The sequence below is a fragment of the Ruegeria sp. PrR005 genome (genome assembly GCF_010500245.1).
GTDB lineage: Bacteria > Pseudomonadota > Alphaproteobacteria > Rhodobacterales > Rhodobacteraceae > Ruegeria_B > Ruegeria_B marisflavi.
Genome location: NZ_JAAGOX010000056.1, coordinates 98,737 through 117,586, shown reverse-complemented (window position 1 = coordinate 117,586; position 18,850 = coordinate 98,737). Strand labels below are relative to the sequence as shown.

The window sequence follows — 18,850 nt, the reverse complement described above, 5'->3', positions numbered from 1 at the left end:
CGGCCGTATTTCATTGAAACGCGGCGTTGCCAGCGTAGTCTTCGATCATCAGTTCGATCAGGTCCAACTCACCTGCCTGAGGCGGCAGGGATGTCCGGCAGACACCGGTCGCCGCGTCGCATCTCAAGAACCCTTCGATCTCGTCCGCATCGACCCGCAGCACGAAAGGCGCGGCCTGACGCAAGCCTGACGCATCCTCGGCCCGAGCTTCGATTGTGATCGGTCCGTCCTCGCCCTGCGGCCGGGTGACGGCAACCTCCAGGATCACCGGCGGCTCGATGTCCAGAAGCGTCTCGAGCCGCCGGACCGTAACGTTGCCCACGGCATCGGCCGCAACCAGTTCGAACGCGTTTACCCCAGGAGTCAGCGTGACCGACAGATCAAACCGGCCCTCGGTGAGGGGCACGGCGGTACCGTTGAAGGTCAGCGACTGCGCATCCCCGGCGTCGCCGGTCAGATCCATCAGCGTTTCGGCCGTTGCACGCGGTGGTGGAACGTCCAGGGCAAGCTCTGGCGGCACCTGGTCGCGCAGCGCCGCGAACTCGGTCGAGCCCTCGACCGAGCCATCCGGTGCCAGAATCTCGATACGAAAGGCTGTCTCCTGCGCCCCGACCGGAACGGTAAAGCTGATCCGCCCTCCGGGTTCGACACCGGTCCGCAGAATCTCGTTGCTCTCGGCGTCGCGTACCGCGACCGGCGCCCCCGGTTCGGCTGTCGTGCGCGCATTGACCGACAGCTGATCCGACCGCGTCGCCAGCGCCGCGCCGACCCGGGGGATATCCTCGGCCAGAGTGATTTCGACGGATGCGGCCGGCCGATAGATCACGGTCTGGCTACGGGTGCTGGTGTTCCCTGCCGGATCGGTCGCAAAGACGCTCAGCGTATTGCGCCCCGGTACCAGCGATACCTGGAGGACAAAGCTGCCATCCGCCGCCTGTTGCAACGGCTTTCCGTTCAGGATCAGCGCAGCATCAAGCTCGGTCGCACCAAGAACCTCGATCTTGGGTTCCGTCACCATTGCATCGGGCGCGGGTGACAGCAGCGTAAGGAAAGGCGGTGTATCGTCCAGACGCACGGTGAAATCGCGCGGCGTGCTCCAGGCCCCCGGCAACCCCAGCCGATCCAGGGCCGCAACGCGCCAATGGTACCGGGCAGGCGCAAGCTCGACCTGAAACGCGGTATCGCGAATGCCCCATTCGGACACCTGCATCTGGTTGAAACCGGGATCGGCGGCGATCTCAAGCCAATAGGCCTCGGCCCCATCAAAACTGTCCCAGTCCAGATCGGCGGTTCGGGTGTAGAGGATCGCCCCCAGGTCCGGCGTGCTTAGCCGCGGGCTGTTGAGCACTGTTGCCCGCTGCGCGCCCGCCCCGGTGATCACCACACCCTCTCCCTGACCGACGTCGATCTTGCGTCCGTTCTCCTCGATCTCCAGCCCGGGTTGATCGTAGTTCACGAACCGCGCCCCCGACTGGTCGTTCTTGATCCAGAAATCGGCCGAGTTCGTCTTGGTCGCGATCCCCGGAACCTCGATTTCGAATGTGGTCTTTTCGGACAGCTGGTTCAGGAGCGCATAGAAATCGCCCTCTGCCAGCGACACCTTGGTCACCTCGCCCCCGGTCAGGGGATCGGAACGCATCCGCTGGATCGTGGCGTTGGAATTCGGGTTCAGACGCAGACGGCTCAGGTCGCGAAACGTGATCTGCGTCGTGCTCGACGACAGGGTTCTGACCCGCTCGAATTCGACCAGCACGTCGTTCAGTTCACGATCCGACCAGCTTGGTTCGATCGGCGCACGCCCTTCGACATCACCCTGAACATCCGACACGACCGCTTCGGCCGAGCGATCCCGTTGGGCGATGGAAATATCCAGCGCCTCCAGGGCAATGACTGTGGCAACGTCGGCAAAGCTGACGACCTGGCGCCATTCGCCGACCTCGCGCTGCTGCACCGCCTCATCCCGGTTGCGGATCGCCTCGCCGATCTCGACGGGGGCAAAAATGCGTGCGCCTTCGGAGTTTGCCTTTTGAATCGCCTGAAGCGACCCCAAAAGCGCTTCGTCCGCCGCGAACACCTGGCGCACCGGCAGCTGCAACTTGGCGCCCGGGCGCAGGTCGGCGGGCGACGCAATGCCGTTCAGGGCCAGAATGGTCGGCCAAAGGTCCGGATCGCGCAGATATTTTTCGACCACGCCACGAATGGTGTCATCGGGACCAAAAGTCACGATTTCCATCGGTGCGTCGAGCGCATCGGTCTGAGTTGCCGAAACCACGGCCGTTGGCATCATCAAAACAATACCGATGATAATCCGCCGCATTCCCACTGTGAGACGCGCCGATAATCGGGTCTGTGCCATTCCTTGTCCGCCCCCTCGCGGAGCCTTTTGTTCAGGCGTCGTTAACTATGCTCGGATCGGACCCCCTCGTCACTCAAGCAAAAATCGACCCCTGCTCAAAGTTTTCAAAAAATATACGTCTATAGTACCTCAATTCATTCGGATTCCAAAATCTGTTGTGAGATTAGAAACGATAAACGTTTCAGACGGCGACCGGCCGGTTCCGTTTGACGGTCCTCAAGACGACATTCGTCTGCGCGCTCGCCACCGCAGACAACCGGAACAGAAACCCTTCGAGAAACACGTTATAGGCCGCAAGATCACGGCACAGGACCCGCAGGTGATAGTCGGCCTGCCCCGTCGTGGCATAACAATCCTGTACCTCTGGACAGGTGTCTATCGCGCGGATGAACTCTACGATGCGGTCCGGGTCGTGACGGGTCAGGTGAACGTGAACAATCGCCTCAAAGGTCAACCCCATTTCGGCCGTGTTCACCACCGCGCCATAACGTTCGATCACCCCCGTATCTTCCAATGCGCGAACCCTGCGCCAAAGCGCCGAGGCTGACATGCCGACCGCTTCGGCAAGGTCGGAATTCGAGATTCGGCTGTCCTGTTGCAACAGGGTCAGAATGCGGCGATCCCGGTCATCCAGATGCAAAATTGGTTATTCCCTTCGATTTTCAGCTAATAATCGGAAAAAATAACCATCATGTCGAGAGTATGCAGTTCATTCTGGCAAGAATTTTCAAAATGACGGGCTTATTCTACCGCTTGCCTCTCTCTTTCAGGATTTCGCGATGACCCATCCCGCCCCCGCCCTGCGCAGCTATGCGCTGGAGGACCGTTACGACCAGATCACCGGCCGGGTGTTTTTGACCGGAACCCAGGCGCTGGTGCGGATCATGATGGATCAGGCCCGCCGCGACCGCGCCGCCGGGCTGAACACCGCGGGCTTCGTCTCGGGATACCGGGGCTCGCCGCTGGGCGGACTGGATCTGGAAATGTGGCGCGCCAAGGCACGGCTGGAGCAGGATCGCATCACCTTCATGCCCGCGGTGAACGAGGATCTGGGCGCCACCGCCGTTCTGGGGGCACAACAGGCGGTGCTGGACCCCGATTGCCAGCACGAGGGCATCTTCTCGATGTGGTACGGCAAGGGGCCGGGGGTGGACCGCTCGGGCGATGCGCTGAAACACGGCAACGCCTATGGCAGCGCACCCAAGGGCGGTGTGCTGGTGGTGGCGGGCGACGACCACGGCTGCGTCTCCAGCTCGATGCCACACCAGTCCGACGTGGCTTTCATGGCCTGGTTCATGCCAACGCTGAACCCCGCCTCAGTCGAGGAATACCTGGAATTCGGCGAATATGGCCTGGCGCTGTCGCGCTTCTCGGGCACCTGGGTCGGGTTCAAGGCGATCAGCGAAACAGTGGAAAGCGGCCGCTCGGTCGAGCTGCGCCCGGATCGTCAGTTCACCCTGCCGCAGATCGACCTACCCGCCGGTGGCCTGCACGTCCGACGCGCCGACCTGCCCAGCCCCGAGATCGAGATCCGCATCCAAGCCAAGCTGCGCGCCGTGCGCGCCTTTGCCGAGGAAAACCCGATCGACCGGCGCATCTATGACCTTCCCAACGCCCGCTTCGGCTTTGTCACCACCGGCAAGGGGCATCTCGACCTGATGGAGGCGCTGCGCCTCTTGGGTCTGGAAGAGGCCAAATGCCGCGCGCTTGGCATCGACATCTACAAGGTCGGCATGGTCTGGCCGCTGGCCCGCCGCAACGCCCTGCGCTTTGTGCGCGGCAAGCAGGAGGTGCTGGTGGTCGAGGAAAAGCGCGGCATCATCGAGAGCCAGTTCAAGGAGTATTTCTATGACTGGCCGGGCGACAAACCGCACCGGATGGTCGGCAAATACGACGAACAAGGCGAGCCGCTGATCCCCTGGACCGGCGAGCTGAGCCCGCTGATGCTGGCCCCCGTGGTGGCCGCGCGTCTGGATGCGTTCTTCCCTGAGGAGAACCTGCCCTCCCGCGCCCGCGCGCTGACCGAAACGCCGCCCCCCGTGATCGCGGTGCCGGGTGCCACCCGCACCCCCTATTTCTGCTCGGGATGTCCGCACAATACCTCGACCAAGGTGCCCGAAGGCTCGCGCGCCAACAGCGGCATCGGCTGTCACGTGATGGCCAGTTGGATGAACCGCGACACCGACGGATACGCCCAGATGGGCGGCGAGGGTGTGCCGCATGTGGTGGCGTCCAAGTTCAACGGCGGCAAGCATATTTTCCAGAACCTGGGCGAAGGCACCTGGTATCACTCCGGCTCGCTCGCGATCCGGCAGGCTGTCGCGGCAGGCACCAACATCACCTACAAGATCCTCTATAACGATGCGGTTGCGATGACCGGCGGCCAGCCGGTCGACGGGCCGGTCAGCGTCTCGGGCATCGCCCAGACCTGCCGCGCCGAGGGGGTCGCGCGCATCGCGCTGGTCTCGGACGACATCGAGAAATTCTCGCGCGCCGATTTCCCCGCCGGCACCACGTTCCACGACCGGGCCGAGCTGATGCCGGTGCAAAAAGAGCTGCGCGAGATCAAGGGCGTCACCGTGCTGATCTACGAACAGACCTGTGCCACCGAAAAGCGCCGCCGCCGCAAGCGTGGCAAGATCGAAGACCCCAAGCGCTTTGCCTGGATCAACGATCTGGTCTGCGAGGGCTGCGGCGACTGCTCGGTCGCTTCGAACTGTCTCAGCGTCGAGCCACGCGAGACCCCGCTGGGCCGCAAGCGCAAGATCAACCTCAGCTCCTGCAACAAGGATTTCTCCTGCCTGAACGGATTCTGCCCCAGCTTCGTCACCGTCGAGGGCGCCACCCGGCGCAAGCGCGCGGTCAAACTGGATCTGGAGCAGTTGGAAAGCGGCCTGCCCATGCCCACCCTGCCCGCGCTGTCCGACCCTTTTGACCTGCTGGTCACCGGGGTCGGCGGCACCGGCGTTGTTACCGTGGGCGCGCTGATCACCATGGCCGCCCATCTCGAAGGGCTGGGCGCATCTGTGCTGGATTTCACCGGGTTTGCGCAGAAATTCGGCACTGTTCTCAGTTACATACGTCTGGGCGCCCGCCCGGACGCGCTCAATCAGGTGCGTATCGACACCGGTGGCGCGGATGCGGTGATCGGCTGTGACATGGTGGTCAGCTCCGCGCCCAAGGCCTCGGCGCATTACCGCAACGGCACAAAGATTGTGCTGAACCGGGCCGAGATGCCGACCGGCGATCTGGTGCTGCATCGCGACGCACAATTGAAGATCGACACGCGCGAGACGGCAATTTCCGCCGTGGTCGGGTCAGAAAATGTCAATGGTTTCAATGCCAACGAGGCAGCGGAAACACTCCTGGGCGACGCGGTTTTCGCCAATGTCATGATGCTGGGCTACGCCTGGCAGCAGGGGTTGGTGCCCGTCAGCCTGACCGCTCTGGGTCAGGCGATCCTGCTCAATGGCGTGGCGGTGGAAAAGAACCGCCTGGCTTTTGCGGTGGGTCGGGCGATGGCCTCGGACCCAACGCGACTGGACGGATACGGCGAGGCTGAGTCGGAAAAAGAGACTTATGATCAAATGGTTGCCCGCCGGGCCGCGTTTCTGGCCGAGTATCAGGACGCGGCCTATGCCAAGCGCTACACCGACCAGTTGCAAAGCTTTCGCGCGGCGATGCCGCAGGCCAGCGAGGAGATGCTGCACGCGGCCGCAAGAAACCTCTTCAAGCTGTTGGCTTACAAGGATGAATTCGAAGTGGCCCGGCTGATGACCGCCGATCTGTTTACCCGCGAACTGGCCGACAAATTCGACGGCGATTTCACGGTGAAATACCACATGGCGCCGCCGCTTCTGAGCCGGAAAACCGATGCGCGCGGGCGGCCGGCAAAGCGTGCGTTTGGTCCTTGGATGACGCCTGTCTTGCGGGGACTTGCGCGGATGAAGGGACTGCGCGGGTCGCGGTTCAATCCGTTCGGCTATCACGCCGAGGCCAGATTGCACCGCGAATTGACCGTTTGGTACAGCGATCTGATGGCGAATGTGCCGTTTTGTACAGACCCCGAAACGGCGCTTGCGGCACTCGAATCCGCCGACGAGATCCGCGGCTACGGCCCCGTGCGCATCGCCTCGGCCCAGCGCGCGAGAGCCGAGGCGGCCCGCCTGCTAGGCACCCGCTGATCCCGCACTGACCGCTGGGGGGCCAGCCCCCCAGACCCCCCGGAGTGTTTTCCACCAGAAAGAAGCAGTAACGGCTTGTGGCTTCTTTCTGGTCCAAAGTACTCCCGCCGGAGGCATGTGCGGCCCGCGAGGGTCGCACATAGGGGTTGCGCAACGCGGACCAAGCAGGCAGGGATCGGCAATCGCAACCGGAGAATGCCATGACCGCAGCCATCGTTTTCGACCTGGACGGCACGCTGATCGACAGCGCCCCGGACATCACCGCCGCCGTCAACCGGATGCTGGCGGCCGAGGGGCACGGGCCACTCGACCTGGCGACGGTGACCTCTTTCGTCGGCAAGGGGTTGCCGAACCTGGTGGCGCAGGTGATCGGGCGTGTCGGGCTCGACATGGGGCGGCATGCGGAACTGACGGCGGCGACGCTGGAGGAGTACAATCGCTCGAACTCCAGCCTGACCGTGCCCTATCCCGGGGTGGTCGCGGCGCTGGAACGGCTTGCCGGGGACGGCGCGGCGCTGGGGATCTGCACCAACAAACCCGAAGGACCGGCGCGACAGGTGCTGGCCGATCTGGGGCTGGCGCGGTTCTTTGACGTGGTGATCGGCGGTGACAGCCTACCGACGCGCAAGCCGGAACCGGGCATGCTCCACGCCAGTTTTGCCGCCCTGCCGGATCTGCCGCGCCTTTATGTCGGCGACAGCGAGGTGGATGCCGAGACCGCGCAGAATGCGGGCGTGCCGTTCCTGCTCTACACCGAAGGCTATCGCAAGAGCCCGGTCTCAGCGCTGCCGCACCGGGCCGCCTTTGACGCCTTTGCCGACCTGCCGGGACTGGTCGCTCAGGCGCTGGCGATCTGAGCCGAGACCCGCTCGCGGATGGCCTGGGGCCAGGCCAGCGAGCGGCCCAGCCGGGCCACATGCACCAGCGTGGCGTTGGCCCGCAGGCGCAACTCGTCGCCGCAATGAGCGGTCAGCTCGTAATCGAGGCTTGAATTGCCGATCCGGGTGGGCGTCAGCCGAAAGGTGAGCACATCACCATGCAGCGAGGGCGCGGTGAAAGTGGCCTGGATCTGCGCCGTGGGAGCGCCGTTTTCCTTGACCAACTCGTGAAACGGCAGGTCCAGATCGGTGGCGAACCAGTCTTCGACCACGTCGTTTATCATTTCGAAATAGCGTGGGAAGAACACGATGCCGGCCGGATCGCAATGCTTGAACCGGACTTCGATTTCGGTGGTAAAGCTCATCTGTCGCCCTTTGTGACGGTTATCTGTCTCTCTTGCCCCTATCGCTGCCGGGGCTCAAGACGCCAGCGACTTCCATGCGGCAATCAGCCCTTCGCGGGTCATGCGGGGGGCGTCGCCTAGGGTAGCGGGCGCCCCCTGGGCGGCCAGCGCGTCGACATGCAGGCGCGGCATCTCGCCTTCGCCCAGCACCGCCAGTTGCTGACCCAGCCAGAAGGGGCGCGTCGCCGCCAGCTCGGCCCCGATCAGGCCGCCGAGGATCCGCGCCCGCGCCACCTCGGGCGGCAGGGCGCTGAGCGTGGCGTCGGCATGGGCGGACCAGAGTCGCGCCAGCACCTGTTCGGGACGCGAGAGGCCATCGGCGACCGCGTCGGTAAAGGCGGCGCCGTCGAGATCGGAGGTGGTGAGCCAACGGCCGAGCTGGGTGCCGGCGGTCACCGCCGAGATCAGCGCGCCGAACAGGAAGCTGCGGAAACTGACGACTTCACCGGCGCTGACATGCACCCAGCGGCTGGTTTCGCCCACCAGGCAGATCACCCCGTCCCAGCCGGGGTTCAGCGCCAGGAACCCGGCAACGCGGGTTTCGTCGCCCTGCATCATGTCGGCGGGCTGCGCCTGTCTCAGCCCCGGCACCGCATGCAGCGCCACGCGCGGGTCGCCGAGGTCGATCTGCCAGAGGCTGCCCGCAAGCGGGATGCAGGGCACGGTGTCGCGCACCGGGCCAAGCGGACCACAGGCTACGACCGGCACCCCCTGCCCCGCGTGCCGTCCGGCCACAAGTGCGAGGATCGAGGCGGCATCGGCGGGGCGCGGGCCGTCATCGACGGCCTCGTCTAGCACGTCGCGGCCGCGCATCACCCAGAGGCGGCGGCGCGTGGTGGTCCAGTCGAGGGCAATCCAGTCGCTGGTCATGTCGGTCTCCGGCTGAAAACACCGTTCTTACGGCAGCCGGGCGGCGGCGCCAAGCCGGGTCAGAACCGGTAGGTGGCGCCGAAGACCGGGCCGGACTGGGTGAACGAGTAGTCGTTGCCGTTCGACAGCGTGTGATCGACCGACAGATGGCGATAACCGAACCGCAGCCGCCAGTTGTCGTTCAACTGGTAGTCGGCGGTGAGCAGCGCCTGCCAGCTTTCGCTGTCGCTCTGGAAGCCGCCATAGTCGAAGAAGGCGATGCCGCTCCACTTGTCGGACATCCGGACCTGGGCGCGCAGGCCGATCACCGGGTCGACCCAGTTGTCGTTGGCCACAACGGTACGCCCCGGCAGGATCCCTGGCAGTGCCGTCAGCGTGGTGCGGGTGTCGAACCAGCGCAGACCGGCGGCAAGGTCGACGGCGAGATCGGGCGTCTGGTGCACGCGGTAGGCGGCATAGGCGTTCAGCACCTGCGTCTTGGCCGCCGTGTTGATGCCCGAAAAGGCACCGCCCGGCGTCGGGTTGCCAAAGGAGATGTCGGTCAGCATGTAATCGGCCAGAAAGCTCCACTGGCCGTTGCTGGCGCCGAACGCGCCCATGAAGGCGAAGTCGAGATTGTCGAGCGCGTCCTTGAAGCTGAGGGTGCCCTCGATGGTGCCGGTGGGCGTGGTGACGCCGGTCTCGGTCTCGGCGGTGAAGAGATAGACCGTCGCCTCGTATTGCCAGTTGGATTGTTGGGCCGCGAGCGGCGTTGCCGCCGCAAAAGCCAGCGCAAAAGCTGTGGAAGGCAGTGGTTTCATGATCGTCTCCGGGGAAGCGATGGCGTTCCATTCCAACCGTCGCATATGAGGCACCCCGAAGCAAGCGCCACGGGGTGCGCCGGATCAGCCCGCAGGCTGGAAATCGGGGAACTGCCAGCTGCCGTCGATGAGTTCGGGGCGGGGCTGGTACTGGCGGATTACCGCGTTCCACCCCGGCATGATCGGGATGCAGTTGATGCGCCCGTCCTCGCAGCCACCGAAATTGATCGTATAGCCACCGTCCTGGTTGGGCGTTGCGGTGACGTTGTTATAGGAGTTCACACCAAGGTCGTTGGGTTCCATGAAGCCCTCGGCATTATAAACGGTGATCGACCAGAAGCCGTCGACCGGAACGTCCTTGACCGTAACGGTATAGGGCGTTCCGTCGTTTTGCTCGATGAAGACCGTTTTGTAGACTGCGGCTTCGGGCGGATTGCCGCCCCAGCCGAGAGCGGTGCCGATCAGGTGATAGAGCGGGTTCAAGAGCCTCTTTTGCCCGAAATAGGGGTTGGTGTCGGTGCGGGTGCTGCCCAGCACCTTGATCGCGTCGCGGACGCGGGCCAGGCTTTCGGGATCCCAGTCGGGGATCTCGAATGATCCCTTGTCGGGCTGGACGATCTGCAACTGGTCCTGGAGCGCGTTGGCGGCCTTGACGTCCTCGGGGTCGTTGGGATTGACAAAGGTCCGGATCACCACAATCAGATAGCGGGTGCCAACCAGCGAAGGCGGAATGGTGAAGGTGCCGTCCTCGTGCACGGCCGGCATCATCGAATGGTCTTCGTTGATCAGCAGCATCGACTGAAAGCGGTCGCTGTCGGGTTTGACGATGGTGACCGGGGTGCTCATGTCGACCACCGCAGCGGAGTAAAGCGTGTCACGGTTCATCCGCACCACCGGCTGTTGATCCAGCGGCGTCGGCACCCGGTTGTGGGCCCATTCTCCGATGCCGACTGCATCGACATAAGATTTCATGATCTCGTTGGTTTCAGCACGCGCGAAATTGTCGACGGTAACCGGCACGGATTCGGCAAACACCGCTGTTGCGGCCCCGATACAAGTCAGTGCAGCGGCGATGGCCAGTTTGGAAAACGGCATGAACGTACTCCCTTTGCGTTTGGCGAAAGACTAGCCACCAAAGCGCCTCAACCGGTAACCATTTCCGGCCAAGTTCAATCGGATCACCCGTCAGGTCGCACCGCCCGCGCCTCGGATGGGGTCATGCCGGTAACCTGGCGAAAGGCGCGACCCAGATGGGAGCTGTGGGAATAGCCGACCCGTTGCGAGATTTCGGCCAGATCCAGCCCCGAACCCAGGATCAGATCCTGCGCCATTTCCACCCTCACCACGCGGGCAAGATCGCGGAAACTGGTCCCCTGTTCCTCGATACGGCGGCGAAGCGTGCGGGTGGACATGTCGAGCTGTTGCGCTATCCGGTCAATCCCGGGGTCATCCGTCAGATTCGCACGCACCAGCGCCCGGACCGTCTCGACAAGAGTCTGTGGCGCCGAGCCAAAGGCGTCGCGCGCGACATCGGCCAGCGTAACGGCGCTGGTCAAGGGGCGGGGCCGCCGGGCATATTCGGCCTCGGGCTCCAATAGCAGAACCAGTTCGGGCTGATCGAACAGAACATCACAGCCGAAGTACGCCTCGTAAGGCGTGACTTTGCGCGGTTTCGGGAGGTTCAGCAACACGGCCCGGCGGTAGCGGTTGCCGATGTAGGGGGCCGCGATGCTGAGGACAACGCCCAAGGCAAGCGGGGCGTAGTGCCAATAGCTTTCGGCGTTTCGGATGGCGGCGTGATAGGTGATGCGGAACCCTTCGCAGGTTTGCCCCATGGACAGCCGGTCCAGCGAGACGTGATATTGCATCAGATCGCGGGTCAGGCGCAGGGCCTCGCCAAAGGTGGTAGCTGAGGTTACGTAGTCGCCGAAAAGCCCGTAGCTGCCAACACTGGCGAACGGTCCCAGCGCAAACAGCGCATTGTCATCGCCGGATAGCCGGGAAATTCGGTCGAGGTAACGCATTACCTTCAGTTGGCAGACATAGAAGCGTGGATTGTCGAGTGCGTCGGCGGGCAGGTCGCATTCCGCCAGTGCGCGCCGGGCGGTGGCGCGACCGATATTCTGCGCCAGCCCTGCGTCAAGGCCATGCAGCGTGCGCGACGAGATGAAGGGTCTGAGCATGTCTCTCCCGGATGGACGCGCCGCACGGGGCGTTGATCCGAGTGTGCCGCAATAGCGGGCGCAGGTCACGCGTTTGTGAGAGCGGCCCGCGTCAGCGGATCAGGCGTGTTTCTCCAGAAATGCCTCGGCCCGCAGGCTGCGGAAATCGGGCAGCGCGGCGCGCAGGCGGGCATGGTCCCAGTCCCACCAGGCCAGCGCCATCATTCGTTCGGTTACATCCTCGGGGAAACGGCGGCGGATCAGTCGCGCGGAATTGCCGCCGACAATCGTATAGGGCGCCACATCCCTGGTCACGACACTGCCCGAGCCGACGACTGCGCCATGGCCGATGGTGACCTCGGGCTTGATGATCGCGGCATGACCGATCCAGGTATCATGGCCGATGGTGGCGATGCGACCGGCGCGATGGGCGAACCAGTCGGCATCGCGCTCGGCATCGTCCCAGTAATCGGCCGAGCGATAGAGGAAATGGTGCAGCGAGGCCTTTTCCATCGGATGATCGGTGGCACCGATGCGGGTGAAGCTGGCGATATTGGCGAACTTGCCGATGCGGGCATTGGCGATGTCGCAGGTGCGGTCGCAATAGCTGTAATCGCCCCATGTGGTGTTGGTCAGGCGGGTATCGGCGCCGATCTCGACATAGGCGCCAAAGCGGCTGCCGGTGATCTGGCAACCGGGATGCAGATAGGGGGTGTCGGCGCTGAGACGGGCTATGTTGCGGGCACTCCGGCGGTTCACGGCAGGAAGAACGGTTCGGGTTCAGGATTGCCGCGCGGTTTGCGCGGCTTTGCCGTCTGGCCCCGGATCAGGCGGGCGCGCAGCCAGCCCGAAAACCAGTCCATCAGCATGACCATTAGCACGATGAGCAGGATGTAATAGGCGACCTCTTCCCAGTCCTTCTGGGTGATGATCGCCTGGGTCAGGAGAAGGCCGATGCCGCCGCCGGTGATGGCGCCGATGATGGTGGCGCTGCGGGTGTTGGATTCGAGGAAATAGAGCACCTGGCTGAGCAGCACCGGGGTGATCTGCGGGATCACGCCAAAGCGGTAGCGCTGCGCGGCATTGGCGCCGGTGGATTGCACGCCCTCGATCTGCTTGGCATCGACGTTTTCCAGCGCCTCGGAGAAGATCTTGCCGAAGGTGCCGCTGTCGGTGACCAGGATCGCCAGCGCGCCGGTCAGCGGGCCGGGGCCGAAGGCGCGGGCCAGCACCACGGTCCAGATCAGCGCGTCAACTCCGCGCACGAAGTCGAAGACGCGGCGCACCGCAAAGCGGACCGGCGCCAGCGAGTTGAAGTTGCGCGCGGCAAGAAAGGCCAGTGGCAGGGCGATGATGGTGGCACCAAATGTGCCGAGAAAAGCCATCAGGATGGTCTCGCCAATGGCCCAGGCCACGTCGCCGTGCCGCCACATGGTATTGTTCCAGAAATCGTGCCAGATCGCGCCCGCCTCGCCCTGTGCCGCGCGGCGGGCCAGCTCGGCGGGGGACAGACCGTGATAGGGGCTGTCGAGGGTGAACCAGAACAGTTCCCACCCGGCGAAGTAGCGGAAGACTTCGGACCGGTTGCGGGTCACGGTCAGGCGCCCGGCCTCGGTGGTGACGGTGATGCGGTTATTCGACTGGTTGATCCAGTCGGGCAGATCGCCCGGCGGCAGTTCGGTGACCACGCCCTGCCCTCGGGTCGGGGCGGCGCGCAGGGTGCCATAGCCGGGGATATCGTATTCCACCGTTTCAGGCCCGAAGCGGACGATATGGCCGCCCGTGAGGTCGATCACCGTGGTCTCGCCCAGCCTGACCCAGTCAGGCGCCTGCCCTTCGGGCCATATGCCCTTGCGCTCGCCCTCGACCGCGACGGACACCGCGCCCGTGCGGTTGTCGCGGGTGACATGGGTCTTGTAGCTGTAGCTGTCGGCAACCAGCGTGCGGCCGTTGTCCCAGTTCGCGCGCGCCGCCAGCCCCAGCACGTCGAAGGCGAAAACGATATAGGCCAGATAGGCCAGCACCAGCGCAGGCAGGCCAAAGCCCAGCAGCCGCTTGCGGGTGAAAAGACGGTCGGCCTGATGTTTCAGGTGGATCAGGTCCAGATCGGTAGTGGCGGTGCTCATGTCGTGGCTCCTGCCCGGGCGCCATGGGTCAGCCGGGCGCGCAGGCGGTCCGAGAGCTGATCCACCGCGACGATGGTGACAAAGAGAAGAAGGAAGATCGCCGCCGCCTCGTCATAGCGTCCCTGCCCCCAGGACATGGCATTGCGCAGCTCATAGCCGATGCCGCCCGCCCCGACAAAGCCGAGGATGGCCGAGGCGCGGATGTTGATTTCAAACCGCAGGAGCGCGTAGCTGACGAAATTGGGGCCGACCTGCGGGATGACGCCCAGATACATCCGCTGCGCCCAGTTGGCGCCGGTGGATTCCAGCCCCTCGACCGGTTTCAGCGAGACATTCTCGGCAACCTCGGAGAAAAGCTTGCCCAGCGCCCCGGCGGTGTGGATGGCGATGGCGATCATCGCGGGCACCGGGCCGCCGCCAAGGACGAAGATCAGCACCAGCGCGATGACGATCTCGGGCACCGCGCGGCAGATATCGGCGATGCGGCGAAAGAGCGGGATGAGGCGCGGCCAATAGGCAAGACCGCGTGTCGAGAGGAGCGCCAGAACGGTACCGCCCAGGGTGCCCAACAGGGTAGCGGCGGCGGCGATGTTCAGCGTCTCGACCAGCGCGGGCAGGAAATGCACCAGATGGGCGGGCAGTTGCGCCGATTTCTCCAGCGCCTCGGACAGCACCTCGGCCGGGTAATCGAGGATGCGCCGCCAGCCGTCGACGAACCCGCCGGCGTTGCGGTCGTCGGCGGTACGGAACCCGGCCGCCATCAAGGACACGAAGAGGATCAGGAGGATACCGCCATAGACCCGTTTGCGCCGGGTCAGCGCGGTGTAGTCTTCGCGGATGCGTGCCAGGTCGCTTTGCCCGGCGGTCAGGTCTGTCATGGAATGCTCCCGATGCAGGAACGGGGTCCGCTTGGCGCGGACCCCGCCTGAAGTAATGAACCCGGATCAGTTCGACTTGAGCTTGCGCGCCTCGATGATCACCTCGTAGGCGTCATGGGTGATCGGCATGAAGCCCTTGGCATCGCCCTGGAGCACGCCATAGGCGCACTCCTCGTCCATCGACTTGAGCGAGGCCAGGAGGCCGGTCATCTTGACCTTGACGTCGGCAGGCAGCGCCTTGCGGACGACAAACGGGCCTTCGGGGATGGGTTTCGACTGCCAGATCTGCACCAAGTCGTTCATGTCGACCAGACCGGCATCGACCGCCTTGCGCAGGGCGCCCGAGTTGAACCCGTCTTCCCATGCGCCCAGACCGTCGGCCCAGGTCACGCCGCCGTCAACCTCGCCATTGCTGACCGCGACGATGGTCTGTTCGTGGCCGCCGGTGAACTTGACCTCGCCGAAGTAATCGCCCGAGGTCATGGTGGCGCCGGTTTCCTGCGGGATCTCGATCGAGGGGATCAGGAAGCCGCTGGTCGAGTTCGGATCGCCGAAGCCGAAGACCTTGCCCTTCATGTCCGCCAGCGAGGTGATGCCGCTGTCCTTGCGGGCGAACCCGATCGAGTAATAGCCGTAGCCGCCGTCATTGTTGACCTTGACCAGGATCGGCTCGACCGCTTCGGGGTCGCTGAGATAGGTCTTGGCATAGCCCGAGGCGCCCAGCCAGGCCATGTCGATGGTGCCGCCCAAGAGGCCCTGAATGACGCCGTTATAGTCGGCGGGGGCGAACAGCTTGGTCTCGACGCCCAGCAGATCCTCGGCCTTTTCGCGCAAGCATTCGTTGGAATTCAGACGGTCCTGGGCGTTCTCGCCGCCGAGGATGCCGATGCGGAATTCGGTGATCTCCTGCGCCAGCGCCGGGGTGGCAAGGGCGGTGGTGGCCGCCAGGACGGCAACAAGCTTTTTCATCTTTGGTCTCTCCGGTTGGTTGGTCCGGCCCATCCCAAGGCCGGGATTGCGGTGGATAGGGTCAGATCGCGGCCTCGGCCCGATAGAGGGCGTCCTGCGCCGCATCGAGCGTGTCGATCTCGGTCGAGGTCGCGGCCTCGGAAAAGCTGGCATCGGCGCCATAGATCTCGCGCGCGACGCCGGTGGTGAGCTGTTCGGGCAAGCCGTCGAACACGATGCGCCCGTCGCGCATGCCGACGACGCGGTCGCAATAGCGGCGCGCGGTATCGAGCGTATGCAGGTTGGCGATGACGGTGCGGCCGTCCTCCTCGTGGATGCGGCGCAGGGACTGCATGACCACCTGCGCGTTCATCGGGTCGAGCGAGGCGATGGGTTCGTCGGCCAGGATGATCGCCGGGTCCTGCATCAGGGCGCGGGCGATGGCGACCCGCTGTTGCTGGCCGCCCGACAGCGCCTCGGCCCGCTTGGCCGCATGGGCGGCGATGCCGAGCCGGTCGAGAATGTCGATGGCGCGGTGGATATCCTCGGTCGGGTAGAGGTTGAACATGGTGGCCAGCGTCGAGCGGCGATTGAGCGTGCCGTGCAGCACGTTCGAGACCACATCCATGCGCGGCACCAGGTTGAACTGTTGAAAGATCATCGCGCATTGCGCCTGCCAGGCGCGTTTTTCGGCGCCGCGCAGGCGGGTGATGTCGCGACCCTGAAACAGGATGCGGCCGTCGCTGGCGTCGCTCAGCCGGTTGATCATCCGCAACAGCGTCGATTTCCCGGCGCCCGAGCGACCGATGATGCCGATCATGCAGGGCTTGTCCACATCCAGCGTCGCGGCATTCACCGCGATATTGTCGCCGAACCGTTTGGTCAGTTTGTCGATCCGCAGCACGTCTTTCCCCCGGTCTTGTTGAGGGCGCTTGCTAAGCCTGCCAGACGAAGCCGATATGTCAGGGGGGTGAAAGTTTTGTAACGCGCCCCGCGCCGCCCTGGGCGCCTGACCCTACCCATCGGGGGGCAGAGCCTGTATAGGGCGGGCGACTCTGCAATCCACCGTGAGGCCGCCATGAGCTTTGACCGCAAGATCAAGATCGCCCCGTCGATCCTGTCCGCCGATTTCGCCAATTTCGGCGCCGAGATCCGCGCCATCGAGGCCGAGGGCGCCGACTGGGTGCATGTGGACGTGATGGACGGCCATTTCGTGCCGAACCTGACCTTTGGCCCGATGGCGGTCAAGGCGTTCCGTCCGCATGTGAAGACGGTGATGGACGTGCATCTGATGATTGCGCCGGTCGATCCCTATATCGACGCCTATGCCGATGCAGGCGCAGATGTGCTGACCGCGCATGTCGAGGCCGGGCCGCATATCCACCGCACCTTGCAGGCGATCCGCGGCGCGGGGATGAAGGCGGGCGTGGCGCTGAACCCCGGCACCCCGGCCGAGGCGGTGGCACATCTGCTGGATCTCACCGACCTCATCTGCGTGATGACGGTGAACCCCGGCTTTGGCGGGCAGAAATTCATCGACATGACCGCCAAGATCGCGCGCCTGCGCGAGATGATCGGCGACCGGCCGGTGCATATCGAGATCGACGGCGGTGTGGACCCGAAAACCGCGCCGCTGGTGGCGCAGGCCGGGGCCGATGTGCTGGTGGCGGGATCGGCGGTGTTCCGGGGCGGTTCGGTCGACAATCCGGGCGTCTATGGACAGAACATCCGCGAAATCCGCGCCGCCGCCGAGGGCGTCTGGGCCTGACCCTTCAGGCCAGCGGGCGCTCCCGCCCGTCGTCGATGTTTTCTGACGAAAACACCTCCTCCCGTTGGGCCCGGCGCCGCGCATCCGCGCGGCGCGCGGCCCAAGGCCGCCCGCAGGTCCGGCAAAGCCGGGCCTGCGCGGGCGCGGGAGAACACCCTGGACGGAACCGTCAGAAACGGTCGGGGAACATCAGCATTGCCGCCTCGATATCGTAGGCGCTGGAAAACGAGTCCGGCGACCGGGTCAGCATCTCGTCAAGAAACTCCCTGCGGGACCGCTGCGCCTGAACGCTGTCCGGTTTTGACGAGCCGGTTTTCGTCGGGCGCCGGAACCAATCCGAAAGGGGGTTTCTGAAAACGGGGAAGGGAAGGCTGGAGATGATCATAGACCTGAACCTTGCGATGCGGAAGACGGGATCAGGATAGCCCGCCCTGCCCCTCTGCTGGTATCCGGCGCGATTTTGTGCTGTTCTACAAATATGAAGAGCGGTTTGCGCGACTGGTCCAACCTGCCTGTCTTCCTCGCCGTCATGCGGCAGGGATCGACCCTGGCCGCTGCCCGCCAGTTGGGCCTGGCGCAGCCGACGGTGGCGCGTCGGATAGATGCGCTGGAACATGAGACCGGGCTGATCCTGTTCGACCGCGACACGCGTGGCTTTCACCCGACCCAGGCAGCCCAAAGACTCCTGCCGCTGGCCGAGGCGGTCGAGGCGGCGGTCGATACCCTGGCCGAGCAGGCCGCCGCCTTGGCGCATCCGCGCCCGATCCGGATCACCGCCTATGGCGGCAACCTGTCGCCGCGCGTTCACGCCATCTTCAGCACCTATGCGCAGGCGCATCCTGACATCGCCTTTGAATTCCTGCCGGATGTCCGCGTGCTGGATCTCAAAACCGGCGAGGCCGATATCGCGCTGCGGCTGGCGCTCAGCGACCCTGACCCGGATCTGATCTGCCGCCGGATCAGCACTGCGCAATGGGGTCTGTTCGGCGCCCCCTCCTATGCCGAGAAACACGGTCTGCCCGCATCGCCCGAGGCGCTGCACGGGCATCGCTTCATCAGCTTCAAACGGCAGGGGGTACCACCGCGCCTGCATGACTGGCTGGCCCGGCATGTCGCGCCGGAACAGATCGTGCAGACCCATTCCGAGATCGACCTTGTCCATGCCGCGATCCGCGCCGGGCACGGGCTGGGCCTGGTCAACCTGCGCCTGGTGGGCGACGATCCCGCCTATGTCCGCTGTTTCGGGCCGATCGAGGAGCTATCGCTGCCGCATCTGCTGCTGGTCTCGCCCCAGGCCTGGACCCGGCCCGAGGTCAAGACCTTCGTCCGCTTCTTTGCACCGCGCTATGCCGCGATCTATCGCTAGGCACCCTTCCCGGTCACTTTTTTCCGCTTCAGGCTTCTTTCTGGTCAAAAATACTCCCGCCGGAGGCGTCCGGCCTTGCCGCGGGCGCTGCCGGTCGGGCCTTGCCTTTT

The 18,850-nt window shown here is 64.6% G+C and carries 17 protein-coding genes; 4 read left to right on the top strand and 13 right to left on the bottom strand.

The window, feature by feature from the left end; all coding sequences use genetic code 11:
* Positions 1–10: 10 nt before the first annotated feature.
* Both G0P99_RS23010 and G0P99_RS23005 read right to left on the bottom strand, forming a co-directional pair.
* Complete coding sequence (locus G0P99_RS23010; protein WP_164132835.1) at positions 11–2,287, bottom strand: FecR domain-containing protein; 2,277 nt, start codon at positions 2,285–2,287, stop codon at positions 11–13.
* A gap of 250 nt (positions 2,288–2,537) precedes the next feature.
* Positions 2,538–2,996, bottom strand: coding sequence for an Lrp/AsnC family transcriptional regulator (locus G0P99_RS23005; protein ID WP_203583225.1), 459 nt, complete (start codon positions 2,994–2,996; stop codon positions 2,538–2,540).
* 139 nt (positions 2,997–3,135) lie between these two features.
* Here G0P99_RS23005 and G0P99_RS23000 point away from each other — a divergent pair, with 139 nt between their 5' ends.
* Both G0P99_RS23000 and gph read left to right on the top strand, forming a co-directional pair.
* Complete coding sequence (locus tag G0P99_RS23000) at positions 3,136–6,540, top strand: indolepyruvate ferredoxin oxidoreductase family protein (protein ID WP_164132834.1); 3,405 nt, start codon at positions 3,136–3,138, stop codon at positions 6,538–6,540.
* Positions 6,541–6,740: 200 nt separating this feature from the next.
* Positions 6,741–7,397, top strand: coding sequence for a phosphoglycolate phosphatase (gph, locus tag G0P99_RS22995; RefSeq protein WP_164132833.1), 657 nt, complete (start codon positions 6,741–6,743; stop codon positions 7,395–7,397).
* Here the strand turns inward: gph and G0P99_RS22990 are convergent.
* From G0P99_RS22990 to phnC, 10 genes are all read right to left on the bottom strand, one after another.
* Complete coding sequence (locus tag G0P99_RS22990) at positions 7,379–7,783, bottom strand: thioesterase family protein (RefSeq protein ID WP_164132832.1); 405 nt, start codon at positions 7,781–7,783, stop codon at positions 7,379–7,381. The genes gph and G0P99_RS22990 overlap by 19 nt on opposite strands.
* A gap of 54 nt (positions 7,784–7,837) precedes the next feature.
* A complete protein-coding gene (locus G0P99_RS22985; protein WP_164132831.1) occupies positions 7,838–8,692 on the bottom strand; it encodes a 2-dehydro-3-deoxygalactonokinase in 855 nt (284 codons plus the stop codon).
* 59 nt (positions 8,693–8,751) lie between these two features.
* The gene (locus G0P99_RS22980) at positions 8,752–9,492 is read right to left on the bottom strand and encodes a porin family protein (RefSeq protein ID WP_164132830.1); all 741 of its coding nucleotides are present in this window, start codon (positions 9,490–9,492) and stop codon (positions 8,752–8,754) included.
* 84 nt (positions 9,493–9,576) lie between these two features.
* Entirely contained in the window at positions 9,577–10,587 is a 1,011-nt protein-coding gene (locus G0P99_RS22975) for a DUF1214 domain-containing protein (protein WP_164132829.1), read from the bottom strand.
* An 83-nt stretch (positions 10,588–10,670) separates the two neighbouring features.
* The gene (locus G0P99_RS22970) at positions 10,671–11,675 is read right to left on the bottom strand and encodes an AraC family transcriptional regulator (protein WP_164132828.1); all 1,005 of its coding nucleotides are present in this window, start codon (positions 11,673–11,675) and stop codon (positions 10,671–10,673) included.
* A 99-nt stretch (positions 11,676–11,774) separates the two neighbouring features.
* Positions 11,775–12,389: a chloramphenicol acetyltransferase gene (locus G0P99_RS22965; protein WP_164132903.1), complete on the bottom strand. Its 615-nt coding sequence runs from the start codon at positions 12,387–12,389 to the stop codon at positions 11,775–11,777.
* 20 nt (positions 12,390–12,409) lie between these two features.
* The gene (phnE, locus tag G0P99_RS22960; RefSeq protein WP_164132827.1) at positions 12,410–13,780 is read right to left on the bottom strand and encodes a phosphonate ABC transporter, permease protein PhnE; all 1,371 of its coding nucleotides are present in this window, start codon (positions 13,778–13,780) and stop codon (positions 12,410–12,412) included.
* Positions 13,777–14,658 (bottom strand): phosphonate ABC transporter, permease protein PhnE, encoded by an 882-nt coding sequence (gene phnE, locus G0P99_RS22955; RefSeq protein WP_164132826.1) that lies wholly within the window; start codon positions 14,656–14,658, stop codon positions 13,777–13,779. The genes phnE (G0P99_RS22960) and phnE (G0P99_RS22955) overlap by 4 nt, the downstream gene beginning before the upstream one ends.
* A gap of 66 nt (positions 14,659–14,724) precedes the next feature.
* The gene (phnD, locus tag G0P99_RS22950; RefSeq protein WP_164132825.1) at positions 14,725–15,627 is read right to left on the bottom strand and encodes a phosphonate ABC transporter substrate-binding protein; all 903 of its coding nucleotides are present in this window, start codon (positions 15,625–15,627) and stop codon (positions 14,725–14,727) included.
* Positions 15,628–15,688: 61 nt separating this feature from the next.
* Positions 15,689–16,510 (bottom strand): phosphonate ABC transporter ATP-binding protein, encoded by an 822-nt coding sequence (gene phnC / locus G0P99_RS22945; protein ID WP_164132824.1) that lies wholly within the window; start codon positions 16,508–16,510, stop codon positions 15,689–15,691.
* Positions 16,511–16,684: 174 nt separating this feature from the next.
* Between phnC and rpe the strand changes: the two genes are divergently transcribed.
* Positions 16,685–17,374 carry a ribulose-phosphate 3-epimerase gene (gene rpe / locus G0P99_RS22940; protein WP_164132823.1) on the top strand — a complete coding sequence of 230 codons (690 nt, stop codon included), beginning with the start codon at positions 16,685–16,687 and terminating at the stop codon, positions 17,372–17,374.
* 169 nt (positions 17,375–17,543) lie between these two features.
* Here the strand turns inward: rpe and G0P99_RS22935 are convergent, their stop codons facing one another.
* The gene (locus G0P99_RS22935; RefSeq protein WP_164132822.1) at positions 17,544–17,759 is read right to left on the bottom strand and encodes a hypothetical protein; all 216 of its coding nucleotides are present in this window, start codon (positions 17,757–17,759) and stop codon (positions 17,544–17,546) included.
* Positions 17,760–17,864: 105 nt separating this feature from the next.
* Here G0P99_RS22935 and G0P99_RS22930 point away from each other — a divergent pair, with 105 nt between their 5' ends.
* Positions 17,865–18,740: a LysR family transcriptional regulator gene (locus G0P99_RS22930; RefSeq protein ID WP_164132821.1), complete on the top strand. Its 876-nt coding sequence runs from the start codon at positions 17,865–17,867 to the stop codon at positions 18,738–18,740.
* The last annotated feature ends 110 nt before the right edge of the window (positions 18,741–18,850 follow it).